The 21,576-nt window shown below is 59.4% G+C and carries 20 protein-coding genes and 4 pseudogenes; 10 read left to right on the top strand and 14 right to left on the bottom strand.

Annotated elements, in window-relative coordinates:
- Positions 1–6: 6 nt before the first annotated feature.
- From RID11_RS01280 to RID11_RS01265, 4 genes and pseudogenes are all read left to right on the top strand, one after another.
- Entirely contained in the window at positions 7–1,941 is a 1,935-nt protein-coding gene (locus tag RID11_RS01280; RefSeq protein ID WP_350135267.1) for a penicillin acylase family protein, read from the top strand.
- Positions 1,938–2,933 (top strand): cytochrome c oxidase assembly protein, encoded by a 996-nt coding sequence (locus tag RID11_RS01275; protein ID WP_350135265.1) that lies wholly within the window; start codon positions 1,938–1,940, stop codon positions 2,931–2,933. The genes RID11_RS01280 and RID11_RS01275 overlap by 4 nt, the downstream gene beginning before the upstream one ends.
- Before the next feature lie 429 nt (positions 2,934–3,362).
- Positions 3,363–3,667, top strand: a pseudogene (locus RID11_RS01270) (IS3 family transposase); the annotation flags it as partial.
- A gap of 154 nt (positions 3,668–3,821) precedes the next feature.
- Positions 3,822–3,932, top strand: a pseudogene (locus RID11_RS01265) (IS481 family transposase); the annotation flags it as partial.
- Positions 3,933–4,022: 90 nt separating this feature from the next.
- On the opposite strand, the gene xrtD reads toward RID11_RS01265, so the two are convergent.
- From xrtD to mntR, 3 genes and pseudogenes are all read right to left on the bottom strand, one after another.
- Positions 4,023–5,618 carry a VPLPA-CTERM-specific exosortase XrtD gene (gene xrtD / locus RID11_RS01260; protein WP_350135263.1) on the bottom strand — a complete coding sequence of 532 codons (1,596 nt, stop codon included), beginning with the start codon at positions 5,616–5,618 and terminating at the stop codon, positions 4,023–4,025.
- A gap of 393 nt (positions 5,619–6,011) precedes the next feature.
- Positions 6,012–6,175: pseudogene (locus RID11_RS01255) on the bottom strand (IS1380 family transposase); the annotation flags it as partial.
- Positions 6,176–6,365: 190 nt separating this feature from the next.
- Entirely contained in the window at positions 6,366–6,836 is a 471-nt protein-coding gene (gene mntR / locus RID11_RS01250) for a manganese-binding transcriptional regulator MntR (RefSeq protein WP_350135259.1), read from the bottom strand.
- Between the two features lie 108 nt (positions 6,837–6,944).
- Here mntR and RID11_RS01245 point away from each other — a divergent pair, with 108 nt between their 5' ends.
- Genes RID11_RS01245 through phnE form a run of 4 tightly spaced genes read left to right on the top strand, consistent with a single transcriptional unit; the run spans position 6,945 to position 11,222 of the window.
- Positions 6,945–8,810, top strand: a complete 1,866-nt coding sequence (locus RID11_RS01245; RefSeq protein ID WP_350135256.1) for a cytochrome c peroxidase — start codon at positions 6,945–6,947, stop codon at positions 8,808–8,810.
- A gap of 5 nt (positions 8,811–8,815) precedes the next feature.
- On the top strand, positions 8,816–9,685 hold the full coding sequence (locus tag RID11_RS01240) for a phosphate/phosphite/phosphonate ABC transporter substrate-binding protein (protein ID WP_350135323.1): 870 nt from the start codon (positions 8,816–8,818) through the stop codon (positions 9,683–9,685).
- A complete protein-coding gene (locus RID11_RS01235; protein ID WP_350135253.1) occupies positions 9,682–10,464 on the top strand; it encodes a phosphonate ABC transporter ATP-binding protein in 783 nt (260 codons plus the stop codon). Before RID11_RS01240 ends, RID11_RS01235 begins: the two co-directional genes overlap by 4 nt.
- Entirely contained in the window at positions 10,464–11,222 is a 759-nt protein-coding gene (phnE, locus tag RID11_RS01230; protein WP_350135250.1) for a phosphonate ABC transporter, permease protein PhnE, read from the top strand. The genes RID11_RS01235 and phnE overlap by 1 nt, the downstream gene beginning before the upstream one ends.
- 3 nt (positions 11,223–11,225) lie before the next feature.
- Here phnE and RID11_RS01225 read toward each other — a convergent pair whose 3' ends face one another.
- Both RID11_RS01225 and RID11_RS01220 read right to left on the bottom strand, forming a co-directional pair.
- Positions 11,226–11,702 (bottom strand): L,D-transpeptidase family protein, encoded by a 477-nt coding sequence (locus RID11_RS01225; protein ID WP_037929730.1) that lies wholly within the window; start codon positions 11,700–11,702, stop codon positions 11,226–11,228.
- 100 nt (positions 11,703–11,802) lie between these two features.
- Complete coding sequence (locus tag RID11_RS01220) at positions 11,803–14,199, bottom strand: heavy metal translocating P-type ATPase (protein ID WP_441347340.1); 2,397 nt, start codon at positions 14,197–14,199, stop codon at positions 11,803–11,805.
- A 169-nt stretch (positions 14,200–14,368) separates the two neighbouring features.
- Here RID11_RS01220 and RID11_RS01215 point away from each other — a divergent pair, with 169 nt between their 5' ends.
- Complete coding sequence (locus RID11_RS01215; protein ID WP_151976380.1) at positions 14,369–14,638, top strand: hypothetical protein; 270 nt, start codon at positions 14,369–14,371, stop codon at positions 14,636–14,638.
- A gap of 39 nt (positions 14,639–14,677) precedes the next feature.
- On the opposite strand, the gene RID11_RS01210 is transcribed toward RID11_RS01215, so the two are convergent.
- From RID11_RS01210 to RID11_RS01190, 5 genes and pseudogenes are all read right to left on the bottom strand, one after another.
- The gene (locus tag RID11_RS01210) at positions 14,678–15,343 is read right to left on the bottom strand and encodes a L,D-transpeptidase (RefSeq protein WP_151976599.1); all 666 of its coding nucleotides are present in this window, start codon (positions 15,341–15,343) and stop codon (positions 14,678–14,680) included.
- 269 nt (positions 15,344–15,612) lie between these two features.
- A pseudogene (locus RID11_RS01205) lies at positions 15,613–15,816 on the bottom strand (DUF411 domain-containing protein); the annotation flags it as partial.
- A gap of 142 nt (positions 15,817–15,958) precedes the next feature.
- The gene (locus RID11_RS01200; RefSeq protein WP_350135245.1) at positions 15,959–16,693 is read right to left on the bottom strand and encodes a DsbA family protein; all 735 of its coding nucleotides are present in this window, start codon (positions 16,691–16,693) and stop codon (positions 15,959–15,961) included.
- A gap of 111 nt (positions 16,694–16,804) precedes the next feature.
- Positions 16,805–17,380, bottom strand: coding sequence for a L,D-transpeptidase (locus tag RID11_RS01195; protein ID WP_350135242.1), 576 nt, complete (start codon positions 17,378–17,380; stop codon positions 16,805–16,807).
- Positions 17,381–17,463: 83 nt separating this feature from the next.
- Positions 17,464–18,054: a L,D-transpeptidase gene (locus RID11_RS01190; protein ID WP_151976384.1), complete on the bottom strand. Its 591-nt coding sequence runs from the start codon at positions 18,052–18,054 to the stop codon at positions 17,464–17,466.
- 277 nt (positions 18,055–18,331) lie between these two features.
- Here RID11_RS01190 and RID11_RS01185 point away from each other — a divergent pair, with 277 nt between their 5' ends.
- Entirely contained in the window at positions 18,332–19,174 is an 843-nt protein-coding gene (locus RID11_RS01185; RefSeq protein WP_350135239.1) for a c-type cytochrome, read from the top strand.
- Positions 19,175–19,236: 62 nt separating this feature from the next.
- Here the strand turns inward: RID11_RS01185 and RID11_RS01180 are convergent, their stop codons facing one another.
- The 4 genes from RID11_RS01180 to RID11_RS01165 all read right to left on the bottom strand — a co-directional run bounded on the left by RID11_RS01180 (position 19,237) and on the right by RID11_RS01165 (position 21,351).
- Positions 19,237–19,620: a hypothetical protein gene (locus tag RID11_RS01180; protein WP_502949328.1), complete on the bottom strand. Its 384-nt coding sequence runs from the start codon at positions 19,618–19,620 to the stop codon at positions 19,237–19,239.
- The gene (locus tag RID11_RS01175) at positions 19,617–19,985 is read right to left on the bottom strand and encodes a hypothetical protein (protein WP_350135236.1); all 369 of its coding nucleotides are present in this window, start codon (positions 19,983–19,985) and stop codon (positions 19,617–19,619) included. Before RID11_RS01175 ends, RID11_RS01180 begins: the two co-directional genes overlap by 4 nt.
- 8 nt (positions 19,986–19,993) lie before the next feature.
- Positions 19,994–20,527, bottom strand: a complete 534-nt coding sequence (locus RID11_RS01170; RefSeq protein WP_350135233.1) for a cupredoxin domain-containing protein — start codon at positions 20,525–20,527, stop codon at positions 19,994–19,996.
- 107 nt (positions 20,528–20,634) lie between these two features.
- Entirely contained in the window at positions 20,635–21,351 is a 717-nt protein-coding gene (locus tag RID11_RS01165; RefSeq protein WP_350135231.1) for a copper-binding protein, read from the bottom strand.
- Positions 21,352–21,576 lie beyond the last annotated feature (225 nt).

Below are 21,576 nucleotides of genomic sequence, written 5' to 3'. Positions count from 1 at the left end.
AACGAATTGAAACGACTGTTCAACATATTGCTTTACACTTTCCTGGCGGCCTGCGCAGCGGGATTGGCCGTTTCCGGTACCGTCTACTTTCTGCTGCGTGCCTCCGTTCCCGACTATGACGAGGACTTCAGCGTTGCAGGCATAGATAGCCCGGTCGATATCCTGCGGGATTCTTCAGCCTTACCGCACATCACGGCGGGGTCCGCCGAGGATGTCTATTTCGCCATCGGCTTCGTTCACGCGCAAGACAGGCTCGGTCAGTTGTTGAGGGCAAGGCGTGCAACGAAAGACCTGTTGCCACTGGAGCCGACGAGCGAAATTGACTCTTCGACATCCGATGCGCTCGAAGCATACGCCGCCGGTGTCAACGCGTGGCTTGGTCTGGTGTCCGAAGGCGGGCGCGGCAGAGGCTCACCCGATCTGTTGATCGCGGATCAGAGAATGGTCGCAGCCTGGACACCCGTCGATAGCCTCAGAATAGCCCATGCATTTTTGAGCGATCTTCGACCCAAGAGCCGGCAAGAATTGTCAGTCTCGTCAGATTTGCGGGTCCCGTCAGATCGGCCCGCCACACCCGAGTTGTTTGCGACCCCGCCCGAAGTCAGCCTCAATGCTTGGGCGCTGTCCGGTGACCGAACGGCCACAGGGGCACCAATTCTCGCCGCGGACATCGTTGGCCCTTTGTCGCTCCCCTCTGAATGGTACCTGGCGGATCTTCAGCTTCCGACAGGGGCCGCGATTGGCGCCACGTTGCCGGGCGTGCCGTTCGTTGTCATCGGCCGCAACGAGCGCGTCGCATGGGCGTTTCGATCAACTCCCCAAAAAGCCGTCAGAGAGCCAGAAGCTCCTACAGGCAGGGGTGCTGGCGATTATCTGATGATGCTTGACCGTCTCGCGAGGTCCACCGATGCGAACAACGCCCTTAGCGGAACCTCCGAAATGTTATCGGCCGGAATGGAGGTTCTAGCGATCGACCGTGAAACCTTGGCCCGCTGGCCCGAACGGGAGGTCGAGCGCCCTGCATCGTTTCGAGACGCCCGTTTGGCTGTGCTTGATGATCGACAGCTGATAATCTCGGTCGAGGGCGCGATTGCGGTTCAACGCGACACTGTCAGCGCAGCCGCACGCGCCCTTCTTCCTCTGATGGCAAAAGAGCTTTGGTTCGTGAGGTCCGCAAGCGGCATCGAAGAGACCCGCACCGAAAGGCTTCGCAACGAAATACTGGACAAGCTTGCGCAATGGAATGGCGACATGGATCGCTATTCACAGGAGCCGCTCGTGTTCTGGGCATGGGTCAGTGCTTTGCAACGACGCATTCTTCAGGACGAATTTCCGGCGGCGAACGCGTTTTGGACCAGACCGAATCCAGATTTCCTTTACGCGGTCCTTTCCGGTCGCGGCGGGAGCGCTGTCTGGTGCGACATCCGCCCTTCCGCACGCATGGAAACCTGCGAAGATCAGGTTCGAGCGGCTCTGGATGATGCCCTCGGCTGGCTGGTCGACCGCTACGGATCCGATCCCTCCGACTGGTCCTGGGGTGAGGCGCATACTTTGAACATGCAGTGGTCGCCGATCAGACCGGGCGGGATGGTGAGCGACTTGTTGTCTCTCGAAGCACCAACGCCGGGCGATCCCTTTACTCTGATGTCGACAGTATTTGCATCGGACGATGCTCGGCCATTTGTCTCCAACGCGGGCACCAACTTTCAGGCGGTCATGTCGCTTTCGGACGAAAGCGGTTCCTATTTCATCACGCCCGCCGGTCAGTCCGGGCACCCTCTCTCAAAGTTCTACGAAAACCTCTTTCCGAAGTGGATGCAGGGTGAATACATAATGATGAGCACGGATCTGTCCTTGGCCCGCGGTGGCGCCGCAGGAACATCTCGACTGTCACCCAAATCAGAGGACAGCTCGAGTACGATAGAGGATAGGAGCCAATGATCACGTATCTCATCCACTACGATCCGTTTGGCTATGCGATTTCACCGGTGTCGTTTGTTTCCGTCGGATTGGCCGCATGGGTCTACATGCGCGGCCTCGCGCGATCCTCTCGCATTCTCGGAAGGATTACTGTCTGGCGACAGGTTCAGTTCTTCACCGGCATTGCCTGCCTCCTCGTCGCCACGAACGCGCCCCTGGCCCCGTTGGGACACAGTCTCTTCTCCCTGCACCAAGTGGAGCATCTTCTTCTCCGCCTTGCCGGACCGCTGCTTTTCGCGGTGTCCCAACCATGGCGCATACTGCAAGCTGGTCTGGCAAGAGAATGGCGACGGCACCTCAATGCGCTTGGCAATCGTGGCATCGTGCGGTTCATGGCGCATCCCGCGATGGCCACTGCCTTGCTTGTTGCCGCGCTATACGTTTGGCAGGTTCCTGTCCTTTACGGACTGGCGCAGCGCGTTCCGGCGATCGAGATGCTCGCGCACCTGTCGATGGTGCTGGCAGGGATCTGGTATTTCGGCATGCTGCTCAACCCCAAGGATCCGCCTGATGGTGCACGGCGAGGGGCGCGGCTGATATCCGGTTTTGTAGTAATCGTTTCGAATATTTTTCTGGGCGCCCTCACGACGCTAAAAGAGGTGGGTCTCTATGCGTCCTACCAAACGGCAAGGAACAGTAGCGGACTTAGCGCCTTGGCTGACGAGACAATCGGTGGCTACACAATCTGGGTCCCGTCCTCGATGGTTTTGATTGCGGCAATTATCCTTGTGCTGAACGGCTGGAACGCGGCGGAAGTGCGCCGATGGAACACCCGATACGAGTTGATGCGGGGTTCGAATGTGGCGGCGCTCGAGTTTCCGGAAACCGCCGCGGAGTTGCGTCTGAAAGTGGAAAAGCCAAATCGCGACATGGGCCGAACACTCGCTCTGGGCGCATTCGCCATGTTCTCGATTGTCATGATCACGCTCGTGACGATCGTCTACGCGCTCTGAACGATCGACAAAAATTCAGGGTAGCGCCCACGGCATGTCCCAACGACCGGAAACTTCGGCCAACAGTCAGTCTTAAGGAGAGGATTAGGTACGCACCACCTCCGGCTTACCTGGGTACGAAAGACCCAATCGGCTTTTAGCGCCAGAGTTCGAAACCAGCACTTAAGTCTCGTGCCGGCTTTTGATCGCCGGCGTCGCTTCCCTGGTCGTCGTGACCTCATCACTATCGCGAGAACCCGTGACCTGCCCCCCCGCGAGATCCCTCGCTTTAACAGGCTGCTGAAGAAGTCGGGTTGGAAGGACGCTGCTCCTGCGGTCACGGTTTGAATGCAGATCTTCGCGGCAGCGGACCCCGGGTCTGGGCTGCCCCTTTCGTCAGGTCGCCAATAGTTTCGGCAGCCTCGCGAGATTGCAGGCTGCCATTGTCATCGGCTGCTGGCCTATACGATGCTCGACAATGTCGTGTTGAAGGATCTTCTGGGAAAGATCTGACGACATGGAGCAAGCGGCGGGAGGCAGCGCTCAGGGCGCTGCGGGATCACGAAGTCTCGCAGCATCGAGCCTGTAGGCTTGTCGGTGTTGATCTAAAGACGGTCCGGCGAGAACGCCCGCCGGACTGCCCTGAGATACGCAGGGAGATGCAGGAGATTGCCGGCCAGCGGCGTCAGTTCGACTGCCGCCGGATCGGCGTTCTGCTCGAACGCAAGGGTATGATCATGAACCACAAGAAACTGTAAGATGCGGTTACCCGTGGGACATCGCGTGTGCTGATCATAGCTTTTCCCTGAGAGCTTCGTAAGGCGTCTTTCCATTGTGGGCGCCGTGCGGTCTGACTGTGTTGTAGAACTGAACGTCAGAACATCCACGTTATCGACCGGCGAGAGGGTCTTTCCACTCCCGCTAAAGACCCTCAACGGCCTCAGACCCTACGAATACATCTGCAAGATCTGGACTTCAGAACCAGATCGATTCATCCTAAATTCGATGCACCAAACGCCCGCGAATACGGAGCGTCTTGGTCGAACGACCGCAAGGCAACCCTTAAGACTACAGAACCCACGGGGTCCTGCACGACCTGTAGACCGCTGCTTACTCCGGCACGAACCTCGGTAGCTTGGGCAGGCTTTCCCGCATCAGCCTCTGCAACCGCTCGTCGGCAGACCCTTCGGGCTCGTCCTTCAGAATCGGGGTGATGTAGCGCACGATGGCGCCATCGGTGCGGTCGATCGTCAGGCCGTCGTAGACCACGCTCATCTTGGCCTTGAAATCATTGGTCATGCGCTTGCCGCGCTGCTCAAACCAGTAATAGACAAGCTGTTCGGACAGTCCCTTCTGGATAATCGCCCGGTTCACCTCGAAGGTGCCGTAGCCCGTACCCCCCATATCGACCGGGACGGTCTCGAAGCTGTAGACCTCCCATCCGCCGACTGGCAGGCAAACCTCAGGAGAATGGATTCCATCACCCTCGGTCTGCTTGTCGTAGAAGGCCATAAAAAGCTCGACGGGCGCGGATTCTTCGGGGTTGCGATAGGAAGATGCAAGATAGTCGGTGGCGCCCAGAACCCGCTCGATATCCGGGTCAAGCATGGAGAAGGTCCCAGACCACTCTCCTAATTGCCGCGGATAGAGAGAGAAAGGATCACGGTCTACCGGCGTGGGTTCTTTACCCTGCTGCAGCGCCCATCCTGCAGAGACGGCAAGCGTAAGGAGCGCCCCTGCCATCAGCCCGCGCGAGGCACGGATGCTCATGATACGCCCCGCAATCGCCCCAAACCCGCTGGTATCAAGATCAATAGCCTCCGACAGGGGCTTGGGATACGACGTGAGCCGCTGCAGGGCCACCGCCATCAGGAAAAGGATCGCAATACAGGCTCCAAAGATGACCCAGCCTTCGAAATAATGCAGAAAACCTTCGGCTTGCTCGATCCCATAGCTGTTGACCAAGACACCAATCACCCCGATGCGGAAGGAGTTCATCAGCACGGTCAGGGGGGCGGCTGCCAGAAGCAGCACCGCCTTGTGCCAGATCGGCCCACGGTAAAGGATGGCGAAAAGATAGGAAAAGCTGAGGATCGGGAAGAGATAACGCAGCCCCGAACAGGCCTCGGCGACCTGCAGTTTATAGACCCCGAGATCAATCACATTGCCTTCTAGATAGACTGGCACCCCCATCAGCGCCACAAACCACACACCGATTTCCGATGAGATCGTCTGCAGAACGATGGTCAGCTTGAGATAGACAAATTGCGGCAGGGGCAGCATGAAGATCAGATGCACGACCCCCAGCTGGTGCAGCTTGCCGCGCTCCCAGCCAAAGATCGTCATCACGACGCCACCTACCCAGATGATGAAGGCATAGGTGACAATATCCGGGATGCGTGTTAGGTTACCCGCGATTGCCAGCAAGAGCGCGAGTGTGATGATAATGAGCCCGGGCGCGCGATCGTGCACCACGGGTTTGGGCGGCGGCAAACGCCGCAGTTCGCGCAAGAAGAGATAAAGCGATATCAGCGGAATGAGCGGGCCATGGCTATATTCGGCAGTGGACCAAGCCTGTGCCAGCGATACGAACCCAATCCAAAAAATCGGGACCGAACCGGCCAGAAGCAGCGCAAACCAAAAGATCCCCGTTGGATTGAGTTGATGGGCAAAGAAACCTGAGCCTGACTGATCTGTCACGGACATGCTGTCACACTCCCCTTAAACGTTCCACTCGCTTGCACCATGCCAGCCGCATTTATCTTCTTGCGATATCTACCGGAAAACCCACACCAAAGCGATTCAAAACGTGTTCGTCAGCCTTACCAAGAGAGATTGAATAATCTGCTTCCTAATTGTGTACAGCGGCTCAATATTAAACGGCACTGCCCCAAGTGGCCTGCCTTCTGATGTCAGGATCGCCTGATCTGGCTTGCTCCAAGCGTTTTGGCCCCTGGACAGCGCTTGAGTGCGCCAAGACGGCCGAATGCGGCCGGATCGGACCGCCAATCCGCATCACTCCGGCCCAGCTTCGCCGGTCTTCAGCAAGCCGGACAGACCTGCTATGCCACTTTCGTTCAGATGCTGTTAGGATCGCGGTTACGCACATGACGGCGGCGCTCGCAATCGTCGGGTTGCGGCGAGGATGGCAAGCACCATCGCCCGGTCACCGCAGCCTCGGGCAGTTCGATGCAGCGCAGGAATGTGGCCAGTGTATAGGCAAGTGCGTGCAGTTTCAGCCGCACCTCGTTGTCACGGAACCGCGTCGAGCCCGGTGTTTCCAGCAGCCTGTTAAATGCTTGCCACCTCCGGCTCACCTGGGTACGAAAGATCAATTGGCGTTTGGCGCCAGAGTTCGAAACCAGCACTCAAGTCTCGTCCCGGCGTTTGACCGCTGGCATCGCCTCCATAGTCGTCGCGACCTCCTCATTGTTGCGAGAGCCCGCTGTGTCGCTATTCGTGGTTCCGGAATTGCTTCAGCGCTTGTTCGAAGGCCTCCAGCGTGGTCGTGCTGACGTGATGCTCGATCCCCTCCGCATCGCGTTCCGCGGTCTCTTCGTCGATTCCCAAGCTCATAAGAAAGGCGACGACGACCCTGTGGCGGCGTCGACAGATCTCCGCAAGATCCTGCCCTGCTTGGGTGAGGAATATGGCGCGGTAAGGTTCCCGCCGCACCAAGCCAGCAGCCTTGAGCCGCGAGATGTTCTTAGTCACGGTCGGCGGCTTCACGCCAAGTCGCTCGGCGATCTCGACCGGTCTGGCCTCCCCGCGCGTCTCGATCAGTTCCGCGATCAGTTCGACGTAATCCTCCGCCATCTCGCTTTCATGTGCCTGACGCACGGTCGCAAAGCCATCGGCCTGCGCCTTGGGAGCCCGGTCGACCGCTTCGAATGGCTCCCGCCCATGTGATTGTAGCTTCGTCATGTCCGGACTTTGCAGCGAAACAGCGGGATTGACAACTTGTTTGTTTCGGGTAGATAAGTTAGCCATGTCTAACTTTTTGCCTTGGAGGCCGTGGTGATGCGAAATATTATGAGAGTGCTGCTCGCCACGTTGGCCAGTGTGCTCGTCCTGTCCGGACCTGCGGCCGCAACACCTGCTAAGGAGACCCCCTGGCTTCCCGAGGCGGGGGCCTACCGGCTGACGCTCTTTCTTGGAAATCTCGAGCCGTTGCCCTGGGATGATATTGAGACCGCCTGGAGGGAACCCTACCGGGGTTCGGAATTCTCCATCGGTGCCCTGGCGTGGCTGGATCGCGAAAGCGACATTGACGCTGCCCAGCTTCTGAACGCGATCACGCATGAAGACCGGCAGGCGGTCTTTGCAGAGGCGACGCGGCTCATAGCGCTCAGGATCGAAGAGGAACTGAACCGGGCTGTTGCGGCCGAAGACCCGGCGCATGCGCAGCAGGCCGTGCGGACAGCTCGGGAACTCTATCGCGCGTTTGCGGACGGTATCGCCACCGCCGAGCCTGATGTTGCGCGGCAGATCGGCCTTGCCTGGCTGGAGTTGAACAGCAGTACGGGTTCCGCAGGGGTCCTGGGCGCGGGCGTCACATCCGCTGACCGCGACACGATGGCAGCCGCGCGCAGGGTCATCTCCGGTTACATTGCGGAGAACTACCTCATTGCCGATTTTGCTCCTCGCCAGACACTGAGCGCCTTGCCGGAAACTGCGATACTCAGCGGTCGCGCCATCGAGGTGCCGCCAAGCCTGCCGCCCGGCTCCGACATATTCGACCAGGATCCGTTGCCTCGGCTTGTTCTCAATTTCGAGGAACAGGGCATTGACGAGACCGATCTGCCGCTCGTGGCCTACGGCGACATGCTGTTCGACAGCGCGCAAATCTTCGGAAGCCCGGCGCGCGATCTCGGTCTCGCCTGCTCGACCTGTCACAACCGTTCGGACGTCAACCAACGGCTGTTCATTCCGGGTGCCAGTCACCAGCCGGGCGCGATCGACGTCGACGGCGCCTTTTTCAACCCAATCTTCAACGACCGGCGTAGCGACCCGCTCGACATCCCGAGCCTTCGCGGCTTGCGTTTCACCGGGCCCTATGGCCGCGACGGTCGTTTTGCCTCCCTGCGCGACTTCACCCGCAACGTTGTCGTCAACGAGTTCGGCGGCGCGGAGCCGACGCCTTTCATGATGGACGCGCTGGTCGCCTACATGCTCGAGTTCGACTTCCTACCCAACTCCATGCTGACACCGGACGGCCAACTGACCGAGTCGGCCCCAGAGGCCGCGCAACGCGGCGAAGCGATCTTCAACACGCCCTTCGCGGGACTCGGCGACCGCTCCTGTGCCAGTTGCCATATGCCGGACGCCAACTTCCTGGACCGACAGGCGCACGACATCGGCTCCGTTGCGCCGGCCTATGAAGGCGCCCGTGCTGGTGCGCTGGACACCCCCACCCTGCTCGGCACCGCCTATACCGCGCCCTATTTCCATGACGGATCGCTGCCGACCCTGGCGGCAGTCGTAGACTGGTTCGACGAGACGAAAGCTCTTGAGTTGACCGACGAGGAACGCGCCGACCTGACCGCCTATCTGGAGACCGTGGGCGCGGCGGACGAGCCCTATGAAGCTTTCGACGCCGAGAACACCGCCTTCCGGCTGGCATTCTCCGAACTGACGACCTTCGCCTCGACACTCGATACGCTGCTTCCGCGGCGGGACGCGGAGCATATCCTGCTGCTGACCGACACCGTGGCCGCCGACCTTGCAGCCGACGCCAGTACCATGTCGAACCTTGCTGCGCGTCCCGAGGTCTACGCGTTGGCCGGGCGGTTGGCCGATGTCGGCGCCGCCGTGCGTGACGGCGACTGGGCAGCCGCCGAAGCAAGCTGGAGCGCGTTCCAGACCGAGGCCGATACAGTCGAAGCGAGGGCCTTTTGATGGCGATGCACGTGAACCGCAGAACGGCCCTGCTTCTGGCCAGCGCGAGCGCTATGTCTCTGGCGACCCCGCTCACCGCGCAGGACGTCAGGTTGCGGCTAGCCTTCATCCCGCAAGAGAACCCGGAAAAGCTGCTGGGCGATATCGAGGCCATCACCGGCTGGCTGGCCAGTGAGGTCGGCGTCCCCGTCGAAGGGTTCGTCACCATCGACCACGCCGCCGCGGTCGAGGCACTGAGAAACGGCGATGCAGATATTTCCTTCATGGGCGCCCTGCCCTTCGTTCTGGCCGAGGCCGAGATCGGTGCCGTGCCGCTTCTGTCCGAGGTCTACCGCGACGCGCCGAGTTACACGGGCCGCATCTTCGTGCGCCGCGACAGCGGCATCGGCTCGCTCGCCGACCTGCGCGGGCGTAACATTGCCTTCGCTGATCCAATCTCGGAATCGGGCTATCTCTATCCGCTCGCCGAATTCGTTAAGGCCGGGCTGATCGAAGGCCCCACCGCGGCGGATGCGTTCTTCGGCCGCGTCTTCTTCGCGGGCGGCTACCAGCAGGCGATGCAAGCGATGGCCGAGGGTCTGGTCGATGCCGCAGGCGCCAGCCAATACGCCGATCTGCTTCTGACGCCGCGGCAGCAGGCAGAAGTAACCTGGATCGTGGAAAGCGAGCCAATCCCGAGTCACCTCGTGATCGCACGCCCGGGGCTCGACGCCGGCCTTCAGGACCGGTTCATCGACGCGATGCTGCGGCTCAACGCACCAGAGAACCGCAAAAAGCTGCGCTATCTCTACGGCCCGGACGGCTATGTCAGGTCCGACTCCGCCGCCTACGACGGCGTGCGCGACATGGCGCGCCGATACGGGCTGTTGGAATGAGCATTGCCGCCCAAATCGACGACCTGAGCTTTACCCATCCGGGAACGGACCTCCCGGCGCTGGAACGGGTTTCGCTTACGATTCCGGCGGGTGAAAGCGTCGCTTTGCTGGGCCCATCCGGGGCAGGGAAAACGACCCTGCTGGCACTGCTCAACGGCCGGCTCCGGGGCTGGAGCGGGCGGGTATCGGTTCTGGGGGCACCGCTCGATCCCGACCAGCCGCCGCCGCGTGTGCGCCGTCCGGATAGCGGTTTCGTGTTTCAGGAGTTTGCGTTGGTCGAACGCTCCACGGTTCTGCGCAACGTCCTCAATGGTCGCCTGGGACGCATGCCCCCCCTACGGGCCCTGCTGGGATCACCAACCGCGCATGATCTGGAGATTGCGCGCGCAGCCCTTGCCGATTGCGGCATTGGTGATCTCGCCGGGCGCCGGGTCGACAGTCTCAGCGGCGGTCAGCGGCAGCGTGTGGCCATCGCGCGCTGTCTGGCCCAGGAACCGCGTCTGATCCTCGCCGATGAGCCGGTGAGCAGTCTCGACCCCGCCCGCGCCGGCGAAATCCTCTCGCTGCTGACCGGGGCGGCGCGGGCGCGCGGAGCGACGGCGCTGTTTTCCTCGCACCAGCCTGACCTGGCGCGGCGTTTCGCGCAGCGTATCATCGGCATTCGCGGCGGGCGGATCGTCTTTGACGTGCCGACCCCCGAGTTGAACGAGGCTGCAACAGCGGATCTCTACAGGGAGACAGAACCAATGCCCGGTACCGGCCTCCGGGCGGTGTCCTGATGCGGTTTCGCGAATTCGGCGGGTACGCGACAAGCGCCCTGATCGCCGGCGCGATCCTGTGTTCCATCGCCACGCCCAACGGCGAGGTGTCGCGTCACATGTCCGCCGGTCCGCGGAACGCCGATATTCTTGTTAGGATGTTTCCGCCTGAACCGACGGTCATGGCCGAGATCAAGAAGGGCAGCGCGGAAACGCTGAGGATCGCGATCCTCGGCACTCTCGGCGCGGTGATCCTGTCAATCCCACTCGGCATTCTGGCGTCCGAGACGATGGTAGCGCGTGCAGTTTTTCGGCCGGTTCGAACGCTGCTTGCTTTCATCAGGGCGATTCCGCTGATCCTGGTGGCCATGCTCATGGTGGGCGCTGTCGGGCTCGGGCCGCTGCCCGGCATCATCGCGGTCGCGTTTCATGCGACGGGGATGCTCGCCAAATTCTATGCCGAGGCGATCGACGGCGTGTCCCGCGCGCCTATCGCCGCACTGGAAAGCGCGGGCGCTGGACCGCTCGTGCGGCTCAGACATGCGATCTGGCCGCAGATGGCACCGGTCGTCGCCCGCGACACGATCTTTCGGTTCGAACTGAACCTGCGCGAGTCGCTGATCCTCGGGATTGTCGGCGCGGGCGGGATCGGCTTTTACATCCAGACCTACGTGCGCTCTTTCCAGTATGACAAGGCGGCCAGCGTCACGGTTGCCGTCGTCGTCATGGTCATCGCCATTGAGGCGATCAACGTCGCGATGCGGCGCCGCTTCACCTGATCCTTAGGCGTAAATGTCGATCGGCGTCCCGTCCCTGACCATGGCATAGATTTCCTCGATCTGGCGGTCAGTGACGGCGATGCAGCCTGCCGTCCAGTCGCGGACATTTATTGGGTCGATCCCCTTGCGCGGTCCGCCGTGGATGAAAATGTCGCCACCGGGCGACTTTCCTTCAGCCTGCGCCAAAGCGATGTCTGCGGCGTTGGGATATGAGATGCCGATGGAGAGGTGAAAAAGGCTGTCCGGGTTGCGCCGGTCAATCACGTAGGAGCCCTCCGGCGTACGGCCATCCCCCTCGAACTGCTTGTGACCTTCGGGCGCGAAGCCTAATCCGATGGGATAGGTCCGCAAGACGTCATCCGTTCCGTCCAGAACCAGAAACCGCTGTGCCTTATACATGCGCAGCCGGGTCACTTCGGGTCCGTTGTACGACCGGAACTTGCTGGCACAGCCTGATAGAAAGGCAACCAATCCGCCCATCAGAAAGGCACGCCGCGGAAATTTGGTGTTTGTCACTGCTCGACGCCCCTTTTTGCGAGGTCTGCTTGATAACAGACGTTACTCTACCGAAGACGTCGGATCAATGACCGTGCGCCAGTGCTTCCTTCGCTATTTGCTCGCCCACCGGTTCACCGCCCGAGGGCCCGTCCTTGATCCGATGGCCGTTCAAAAGCCGCAGCGCATTGGCGACCACCAACAGGGATACGCCCACATCCGCTGCGATGGCGCCCCACATCGAGGCCATGCCAAACGCGGTCAGCCCGACGAACAGCGCCTTGGTCGCCAACGATATGCCGATATTCTGGTGGATGATTGTCATTGTCCGGCGAGAGTGGCCGATGAGCCACGGCACTTTGCCGATATCGTCGGTCATCAGCGCGATATCGGCCGTCTCGATGGCCGCGTCCGATCCTACAGCCCCCATGGCGATGGCATAGTGCGCCCGCGCCATGGCCGGTGCGTCGTTCACACCGTCACCGATCATCGCGACCATGTCGTGGTTCGCGACGAGTTCTTCGATGGCTGTCACCTTGTCTTCTGGCAAGAGCTCGGCGCGCACCTCGTCAATGCCGACCTCGGCCGCCACGGCACGCGCGGTGCGTTCGTTGTCGCCTGTCAGCATCACAATCGTTTTCACTCCCTGCGCGTGCAGCCGCGCCACGATTCCCTTGGCATCGGGGCGGATGCGGTCGCGAAGCTCTAGTACGCCGGTCACGCCGGTCTCGTCACCCACGGCAACGAGGGTGTTCCCTGCCCCTTCGATCCGCTCCCGCAGATCCGACGGAATGGAATTGCCGAAACCTTTCTCCTCGGCGAACCGATCCGAACCGAGCCAGATAGCGCACCCATCGGCGCGCCCTTCGAGCCCGCGCCCGGGCACGGTGCGTGTGTCCTCTGCGGCAGACACAGAAACACCATCGGCTTCGGCGCGGGCGAGGATGGCGCGCGCAAGCGGGTGCGAGGACCGCGCCTCTAGACTTGCTGCCAGCATCATGAGATCGCGTGCGGAGGTGCCGCCCAGTGGGTGAACTGCCGCCACCTCGGGCTCGCCCATGGTGATCGTTCCGGTCTTGTCCATCGCTAGTGCCGTGGTGCGCCCTGGCGCTTCGACATAGGCGCCTCCCTTGATGAGCACGCCAGCACGCGCCGAAGCGGTGAGCGCCGCGACGATGGAGACCGGTGTCGAGATGACAAGGGCACAGGGGCAGGCGATGACCAGCAGAACCAGCGCATTGTAGAACCAGTAGTTCCAGGCACCGCCCAACAGGAGAGGTGGAACCAACGCGATGGCGATCGCCATCGCCATCACGATCGGTGTGTAAATGCGTGCGAACTTCGCGACCCACTGCTCGACCGGCGCTCGGCGGGCATGAGCATCGCCCACCATTCGGATGATCTTTGCGAGCACCGTGTCCGAGGCGGCCTTCGTCGCCCGCACCGTCAGTGTGCCCTCGCCGTTGATCGTGCCGGCATAGACCTCGTCGCCGGGTTCCTTTGGTACCAGTGCGCTTTCCCCAGTAATCGGGGCCTGATCGACGGCCCCTGCCCCGTCCACGACCTCACCGTCGAGGGGGATCCGGTCGCCGCCGCGCACGATAAACCTTGCATTGACTGCCACGGCAGCGGCCGGAACGTCGGCTTCCGATCCGTCGTCGTAAAGAACCCGCGCCGTTGGCGGCGCCAGATCGAGGAGCGCGGAAACCGCATTACGCGCCCGCCCCACGCTCCAGCTCTCCAGAAAAAGCGAGAGCGAGAAGAAGAAGGCGACCGTCGCGGCCTCGAAGAACTCGCCGAGGCCGATGGCGCCCGCTACGGCCACCACCATGAGCAAGTTCATGTCGGGGCTAAGCCTTCGCGCCGAAGACCAGGCCTTGGGCGCGACAAGCCAGACGCCAAAAAGAATTGCGACGGCGAAGAGCCCTGCTTCCGCCATAGGCATCGGCACCTCGCCATGCCCCGCAAAGAGCCCGAGCGCGCCGCCCATGCCGGTCTCGACAATGTGGAAAAGGAATCCCGCTGCCCAGAAGCCGCCGCTCAACGAGGTAAAGCGCTTCTGACGTGCCAGATGCGCCGCCTGGTCCTCTGCTGCGTTGTCGGCATCCCACGGCTTCGCGCTCATGCCGGTCGTCGCGACCAACTGCGTGACTTCGTCGTCTGGTATCCTCTCGGCGCTGTCGAGGATGGTCATCCGTCCGTTGATGACGTCGAACGCAAGATGCTCGGTTCCGCCAACTTTTGGACCGACAACCCTGTTCAGAATCGCCACCTCTTCGGCACAATCCAGACCGGAGACTTGAAAACTTCGTCCATTCGACGGGATGGGTTGTGCCGGTCCCGTGTTGGCTCCAGCACCGCAGCACGCAGCACCTTCTCCATTAGAGTGGGAAACTCCGCTCGCATGTTTGTGATCATCACCATGATCGTGACTGCAGTCAGAGCTGTGCTTGTGGTCGTGGCGTTGGCCATTGGAAGACATGGGATTGACCTCGGGATTCGTTCATTCCACATTGAGATAGCCCCTACAGTAACTAGAGCTTCAAGAGCTAAAACCAAAACTTGGTCAAATAAGGACACCGGCCTGCGGAACCTTCAAACGCGCCGCTAAGTCTGAAGACGCGGCTGACCTGCCAAAGAGTGAGATAGATATGCTTCAAAAATATGCGGTGATCATGGTTGCAACATTGGCCCTGGCTGGCTGTGCGGTGCCTCCGAAGGAAGACAACGATCCATTCAGGATCGGGAATATTCCAGAGTCTGTCGCAGCCCTCGCTGCACCCGACCAAGATCTTAACGCGGCACGGCTACGTCCCGAAGATAATTGCTATTGGTATGAGCATAATGGGCCGGTTGAAACGACCTTGGTCCCGTTGCGATCGCCGGGCGGCAATCCCATCTGCGTCGCGCGCCAATCCTGATTGGCACGTTCGAGCTTCGGACTGACGACGCGCCTTGGGTCAACTCTGCGGAGTCACGCTGTCCTCGGCCGAATATAGGAACGCCGTCGAGCCAATCTCCACGTTTGGGTACAGATCGTTTATGTGCGCCATGACCATCCGGACGCAACCGGAACTTGCTCGTCCGCCGATGCTTCGCGGCTGTGGTGTACCGTGGATGCGCAGATAGGTGTCTCGGTCCCCGACATAGAGATAAAGCGCCCGTGACCCGAGCGCGTTCTCAGGTCCGGGTTCCATACCGTCAGCGATGTCGGCGTAGAGCTCCGGGTCGCGGTTAATCATGTTCTGAGTTGGCTGCCAATGCGGCCACCTGACCTTGCGCTTGATCGTGTAGACACCCGGCTCATAAAGTTTGCCGCGAGCGATCGCGACGCCATAGCGCATCGCAGTGCCGCCTTCCTCGATATGGTAAAGATAGCGCGCCACGGCGTCGACATGAATGTCACCGGCCACAAGACCATCTTTAGCTACAACCCGCTGCGGCAGAAAGCGCGGGTGTAGGCCCCACGGGTTTGATGTGGCTGGGTTATAGCCCGGCGGTGTTACCTGTGCATCCCAAGCACCCTTTTCCGCTTCAGTGGGCCAGGTGTCAGCGAGGAGCGGACTTGAGATAGACGCGGAGAAAAGTGCAGCGGTCGTCTGGATGAAATGTCGTCTTGTCAGCATCTTTCTTGTTCCTTTCACGCTATTGGCGGCGATCCAACCCACATCCCGAATTTTTTTGCCTAGGAAGGAGTCAAGTTATTACAGACGACTATGCTCCATGGGGCCGACCGTTATCGATGCCTTAACTCTTAAAGTTACTAGAGGTTCAAGAAAAATATTGATCCCGCACGGGCATGTGTTTTCGCAACTTACGTATGGACAACCCTTAATGCCTAGGTCAGTTCAAAAACCTCTGACCTCAACCGCCCTTCATTGTCACCGTCTCGAGTTCAGGCTGCCTCGTAGTTTGTGAACGGCTCCGTGGTCCCCTCTCGATTGACCAAATGTACAACATAGGCCTCACGTTCCGATTCTGGCCCATGCCCTGGCGATCCGTAAGGCACACCGGGGACTTCGAGGCCAACAGCGTTTGGGCGCTCATCCAACAGACGGCGAATGTCGGCGACCGGGACGTGGCCTTCGATCATATAGCCGCCGAAGGTTAATGACTTTTCGTTTTCCATAGTGAGACCTCTTGCTCCAGATAACTTCGGAGATAGGGGTTCCAGCGGGTGGAAGATCGAGGGCTATGAAGATCAAGGGCTATAAGGTCCGATCTCATAATCGTCGCCCCTTTCACTCGGGGACGAGTTCTGCTATCTTTTCAAGAAGTGTGCTGCGCTCGATCACACCGGGGATTATTTCCTCACCCAATACGAACGTCGGCGTTCCAGTTATACCCAAAGCTTCTGCGAAACGCAGAGAGGCAGCAATGTGTTCGTTCACGAGTTCTGATTGCATGTCTGTTTTCAAAACTTCGAGATCGAGCCCCACATCGCCTGCAATTTTCATAACGCTTGCTTCAACGGCTTGCGCGTTCAATGCCATCATTGCCTCGTGAAACTGCTGATATTTACCTTGATTTCTCGAGGCAAGTGACGCGCGCGCCGCAACTTCGGAACCGGGCCCTAGGATTGGGAATTCACGATAAATAATGCGGACATCCTTGCTTGCCTCCAGTACCGCTTTGACCTCAGGTGCCGCGCGGCGGCAATATCCGCAGTTATAATCAAAAAATTCGACTAGCGTGACGCTGCCATCCAAGTTCCCGAAGATCGGAGCATTCTGTTCGAAATCATCGCGCAACTCAGACAGGGCGTCAGTCTGCGCTTCGGCGAGCGCTACATTTTCACGTTCCTGAAGGATTGAAAGCGCTTCGATCAGAATTTCGGGTTTTTCCAAGATCGCTTCAAGTGCGAGACGCTTGATATCTGCTTCATTGAGCTCTTGTGCGGCCACAGTAGTAACAGGAAATGCTGCTAATACTGTTGCAAGAACAATTTTCGACAGGCCGCGTCGCGCTAATAACATCTTGAATCCTTCCTAGGATTGAGAGAGATCCGGGGGTGATTGAGTTATCTTCCCTAGGAAATCTTCTGCTGAAAAGCTACCAAAACACGCTGATCTCGCCAAGGCAGTGTTCTAAGTTGCGGGGTATAGGATCACACGGGTGTCCAGCGGGACTTTATCATAAAATTGGACAATCTGATCGTTCACCAATCTGGCGCACCCGTTCGAGACTGCACGGCCGATAGTGCTTGGGTCATTTGTGCCATGCACACGCAAAAAGGTATCGCCACGACCCGGTTGAAAGAGGTAGAGGGCCCGCGCACCTAGAGGATTGCTCAGACCGCCAGGCATTCCATTTCGTAAGGGACCATATTTCTGAGGCTCACGACGCAACATGCCCGGGGTCGGTGTCCAGCTGGGCCATTCCTTCTTTGCCCCAACATAGAATTCGCCTGCCTCATAAAGACCCGGGCGACCGATCCCAACGGTATAGCGAATTGCAGTGTTGTCAGGTTGGGTCCAGAAGAGGGCAAACTGGCTTGGGAAAACATGAATTTCGTAGGGATCAGCGCCTCCTGGGATGCTTACTACTTGAGGCAAATACTCCGGCGGCAAATCATACTTTGGCAGCACTACATGAGCTGAAACGGGCTGACTGCACAAAGCACCGACAGCCCCGGTGGCAAGGAGAAATTTTCTTCGTTTCATAAAACTATGGCTTTCGAATAGTGAACGTAGAATGAGCGCTGGTACACGAGATCAGACTTTAACAAGTCATGCGAAGTGCGGGATCAAAACAGCTTGACTTGTGTTCCTACTTCGGCCAAAGCGAACAATTCTTTGATATGTTCGTTATAAAGACCAATGCACCCATTTGATGATCGGCGGCCAATCTTCCGCGTGTCTCCTGTCCCGTGGACGCGATAATACTGCCATGACAGGTAGAGAGCGTGCGTGCCCAAAGGATTATCAGGACCAGGTGGAAAGTAGTCGGGCCATTCAGGATTGCGGATTTTCATTGAAGGAGTTGGGCGCCAGCTTGGACCTTCCACTTTCTTGATCACGCTAGTGTACCCGCGTTTGGTAAGATCTTCGGACTCAGGCACACTGGAAGGATAAAGCTTATAAACGCTTTGGTCTTCGGACCAATACTGCACCGCTCGGGAATCTATATCGCAGAGTATTACCCCATGTTTCAGGTTGTCGAAGTGATCCTCCCAATTCGCGACAGCAAAACCGGACGAGTTCCTACGTACAACCGGTGATGCTAGCGGAGGCGTGTTTTGGGCAAATGCGGTGCCCGCTTTCAGAGTGAGGCCGCTCGCCGCTGCTCCAAGCAGGATACTGCGCCGCGAGATAGCCGCATCTTTTACAAACTTCATTCCACTACCCTCAAACTAAACTTTTCCGGTTTCTACAACCTTCACCCACTGGAGGTTCAACCAATTTTTTATCACAAAAGTGTGAGGTCAGTAATTTTGAGATTTTCGACAGGCGAGTGATAGCGTCTGAGATGCTCCCCGAAATTCGGACACTGGCGTAAGCTGCGATTTGTAGTCTGCTGATCTTCAACACGAAGGAGATCTGACATGTCGAAACGGAAGCAGCATCGCCCAGAATTTAAGACCAAGGTCGCATTAGAGGCGCTGAAGGGCGAAGATGCAGGTGGCCTTTCTGCGCGCCCTGCCCGACATGACCGCCGCGGCCTATGCTGATCTTGCACTCGGTGGCGGCGCCGTGGACGACGACCTGAAGGCGGGCGGGCAGGCGCTGGACGGCATTTTCGAGAACGCATTGGAAAATTGTGCCCGCTGCCATGGCCGGGACGGGCTGGGCCAGGGGCAGGGCGCGGCCAGCGGTGCCTTTCCAATCATCGCGGGTCAGCCCGCGCCCTATCTCTCCGCGACCTTACAGGCCTTCGCGCAAGGCAGGCGTGAAAGCGGCTTCATGCAGCCACCCGCAAGCCGCTATGATGCGCAGACGCTCGCTGAACTTGCCGAATACTTTGCCCGGCAGCCCGGCCCGGTGCCGGAACCCGGCCCCGACGCGGGTGCCGACAGGGACGCAGAGGCATCGCCGGGGGCGACCGGCCCGCTGGTCCTGCCGCTCGACACGCCACAGGACGCGGCCGGGATTCTCGAGGGCGACACCGATCTTGGCTATGCCACGGTACCGATGGCCGCTCCCGGCGGGACGCCCTCCACGCCCGAGGCGCTGCTGGCCCTTGGCCAGCGCATTGCCCTCGACGGCATCGCAGAGGCCGGGATCCCGTCCTGCCAAAGTTGCCATGGCCAGGGATCACAGCCGCAAAGCCCTGACTTTCCGACGCTTGCCGGGCAGCCGACGTGGTATCTCGCCGAGAGCCTTATGCTCTGGCGTGAGGGCAAGCGCGGAGGCACCGCCTTTTCGCCCGTAATGGAGGCGATTGCCCGGACCATGACGAATGAACAGATCGAGGCGGTATCTGCCTGGTATTCGCAACGGTCCCGGATCGCGCGGTGACGCTCCTGTGACAGTCTGCGCTCACGGCGGGTTCTGCCGAGAGGAACGGCCCGCTGCTTGTCTCATCGTTTGCTGCCCGGATCCGTAGCGATTTGAGTGGCCGTGAAACCGGGGGCCTTTACGGGAGAGTGTGGAATCCTACGCCAAGCAGTGAGGACTCGCTTCCCGGTCTCGCGCAGCTCTCCCTTTGGGCCGACGTACCGGTAGAGCGTCACCGATTTGACTTTCAGTTCCTTGCACAGCTCGAAGACGGAGGTATCGCGGTTGCTCATCGCGGCCTGCGCCGTGCGCTGCCAGGCCTTGGTCAGCGCAAACTTTCGTCCACCTTTCCGGCCCCTGACGCGCGCGGCGGCGACACCAGCCATGATCCGTTCCCGGATGAGCCTGCTCTCGAGTTCGGAGAGAGATACGAAGATGCCGAAGGACCGCCGACCGTGTGCGGTCATCGTGCCGATCTGAGCGCCTTGATCCTAGCTTCCAGCGGACCAGCACATCGTCGTCCCGGTTGGCCCTTAACCAGAATCATCAACGCCTGCTGCCTTCTGGAGTAGCGCAAGACGGTGCTGAAAAGGCTCCTTTCAAGCCCTCGTATGGGTTCAGGATGGAACTCAGGAGTGCGACGATGCTTCCAAAGCTTCAGAACGCCGCGAATAGCAAGATATGAGCCGACACTGATCAGCAGCGCGGGCGCCAAGACCAATATGAGATGAATGAACGGATGCACCCAGTCTGGCGTGGCATCGTTGTAGTCGTATCCGAACGCGGCCGATACGTTATGTACAAACACATGATACCTTTCCAAGAGTGACATGGAAAAGTCTAACCCTTGTTTTTTGGCGCAAGGTGATCGTGCACGATGATGACGCCCCACATGCCCGCTTCCCGGTGGCCGGGGATCAAGCATACGAACTCCAGGTTGGTCATATCGGAGAACTCCCAGATTAACTCGGCATTTTGTCCACTTGGGATCGAAACCGAGTTGGCGCTGTCATGCTGCATATCGGGATGTTCGCGCATCCACTGCTGGTGTTCTGCAACCTCGTCAAAGGAGCCGAGAAAAAACTCGTGATCCAGTCCGTCCAGATTGCTGATCAAAAAGCGGACAACTGAACTACTCTCGATGTGGAGTGCGTCCGGCTCGAAAAGCATGTAGCCGCTTTCTGTCTCCCTGATGGACAATTCAATCGTCGTGTCGATTGAGGAGCCATCACCGGGTTTCCCGATCGGATCATGGCCAGGCACTTCGAATGTACGCGCGTGAGGCTGCTGGCCCTTGCCACTGGAAGCGCCCACTGAAAAAGCCGGAAAGACGAGCGCAAGCGCGATGGTGCAGGTTCTCAGGAAATTCGTCATGCTCGGCTACCTCCGTAGCGCTTGATTTTTTGGGATCTTCTTGCTTGCTCGGGCCAAGCCTCAAAGCGATGGGGCCAAGGCGTTTGCCCTGGCCCCATGGATTTTCATCACTTGATCTGTGTGACGGTCAGTTTACCCTTGACCCGGTCGGCAACGAACTCGATGTCCTGACCTTCCGCCATCTTGGTCATCATTGCTTCGTCGGCGCGGAACACCATAGTCATCGCGGGCATATCGAGGTTGACCAGAGGGCCGTGGATGATTGTGACCTTGCCAGCCTTGGCGTCGATTTTCTTGATGGTGCCGCTCGTGTATTCCACGTCAGCTTGTGCCATCTGGTCACCGACTGAGACCTCACGGTGCATGCCGGATTCGTAGTGGCCCGGGATCAGGCACGCCGCTTCGAACGTACCAGAATTCGCGAAAGTCCAGACAACCTCACCCGACGCGCCCGCATCGAGACGGATACGGTTCGGGTCGTCGTGTTCCATGTCCATCTTTGCCATTTCGATCTTGTGCTCGGCATTACGCTCTACCGTGTCGAGGACGAATTCATGCTCCAGCTCACCCTTGTTGGTGATGTTGAAGCGGATGGTTTCGCCCTCCTTGATATCCATTGGCTCACTCTCGATCAGCATCTGGCCCTCATCGTTTTCGAGCAAAGTGACGTCGATTGTGCGGTCCACCTTGGCGGCGTCACCCGGCATGCCGACCATCATTGCGGCTGGCTTGGTCTCCCCATGCCCGCCGTCGTGTGTACCTGCAGCAAAGGCCGGTGCGGATAGCGCGATCGCGAAGCTTATCGTCAAAAGAAGATTTCTCATTTTATTGTCCTGTAGGTTGGTTTGGTTGGAGATGACGAAGGGCCGCTCAGCCCTTCGAGGTTGGTTTCGGTGTGAGAATGGTCCTGGGGCTGTTGTTGGAGGCAAATTCGGGTAATTCGCCGGTCCATTCGTAGGCCATCTCGCCCGGAGGATTCTCGTACCAGCCGGGATCGGAGTAATCGTCCGCGTCGATGCCGTCCCGCACCTTCACGACCGAAAACATGC

Source organism: Roseovarius sp. (genome assembly GCF_040219995.1).
Taxonomy (GTDB): Bacteria; Pseudomonadota; Alphaproteobacteria; order Rhodobacterales; family Rhodobacteraceae; genus Roseovarius.
This window is presented reverse-complemented; position numbering and strand designations above follow the sequence as displayed.

Bases quoted from the DNA above. Each gene is read 5' to 3' on its own strand.
- RID11_RS01185 (WP_350135239.1), top strand. From the start codon at position 18,332: ATGCAGGTGGCCTTTCTGCGCGCCCTGCCCGACATGACCGCCGCGGCC.
- RID11_RS01235 (WP_350135253.1), top strand. From the start codon at position 9,682: ATGAGCATTGCCGCCCAAATCGACGACCTGAGCTTTACCCATCCGGGA.
- RID11_RS01240 (WP_350135323.1), top strand. From the start codon at position 8,816: ATGCACGTGAACCGCAGAACGGCCCTGCTTCTGGCCAGCGCGAGCGCT.
- RID11_RS01215 (WP_151976380.1), top strand. From the start codon at position 14,369: ATGCTTCAAAAATATGCGGTGATCATGGTTGCAACATTGGCCCTGGCT.
- RID11_RS01195 (WP_350135242.1), bottom strand. From the start codon at position 17,380: ATGAAACGAAGAAAATTTCTCCTTGCCACCGGGGCTGTCGGTGCTTTG.
- RID11_RS01225 (WP_037929730.1), bottom strand. From the start codon at position 11,702: ATGGGCGGATTGGTTGCCTTTCTATCAGGCTGTGCCAGCAAGTTCCGG.
- RID11_RS01220 (WP_441347340.1), bottom strand. From the start codon at position 14,199: ATGTCTTCCAATGGCCAACGCCACGACCACAAGCACAGCTCTGACTGC.
- RID11_RS01275 (WP_350135265.1), top strand. From the start codon at position 1,938: ATGATCACGTATCTCATCCACTACGATCCGTTTGGCTATGCGATTTCA.
- mntR (WP_350135259.1), bottom strand. From the start codon at position 6,836: ATGACGAAGCTACAATCACATGGGCGGGAGCCATTCGAAGCGGTCGAC.
- RID11_RS01190 (WP_151976384.1), bottom strand. From the start codon at position 18,054: ATGAAGTTTGTAAAAGATGCGGCTATCTCGCGGCGCAGTATCCTGCTT.
- RID11_RS01210 (WP_151976599.1), bottom strand. From the start codon at position 15,343: ATGCTGACAAGACGACATTTCATCCAGACGACCGCTGCACTTTTCTCC.
- RID11_RS01245 (WP_350135256.1), top strand. From the start codon at position 6,945: ATGAGAGTGCTGCTCGCCACGTTGGCCAGTGTGCTCGTCCTGTCCGGA.
- RID11_RS01165 (WP_350135231.1), bottom strand. From the start codon at position 21,351: ATGAGAAATCTTCTTTTGACGATAAGCTTCGCGATCGCGCTATCCGCA.
- RID11_RS01175 (WP_350135236.1), bottom strand. From the start codon at position 19,985: ATGTCACTCTTGGAAAGGTATCATGTGTTTGTACATAACGTATCGGCC.
- RID11_RS01170 (WP_350135233.1), bottom strand. From the start codon at position 20,527: ATGACGAATTTCCTGAGAACCTGCACCATCGCGCTTGCGCTCGTCTTT.
- RID11_RS01200 (WP_350135245.1), bottom strand. From the start codon at position 16,693: ATGTTATTAGCGCGACGCGGCCTGTCGAAAATTGTTCTTGCAACAGTA.
- xrtD (WP_350135263.1), bottom strand. From the start codon at position 5,618: ATGTCCGTGACAGATCAGTCAGGCTCAGGTTTCTTTGCCCATCAACTC.
- phnE (WP_350135250.1), top strand. From the start codon at position 10,464: ATGCGGTTTCGCGAATTCGGCGGGTACGCGACAAGCGCCCTGATCGCC.
- RID11_RS01180 (WP_502949328.1), bottom strand. From the start codon at position 19,620: ATGACCGCACACGGTCGGCGGTCCTTCGGCATCTTCGTATCTCTCTCC.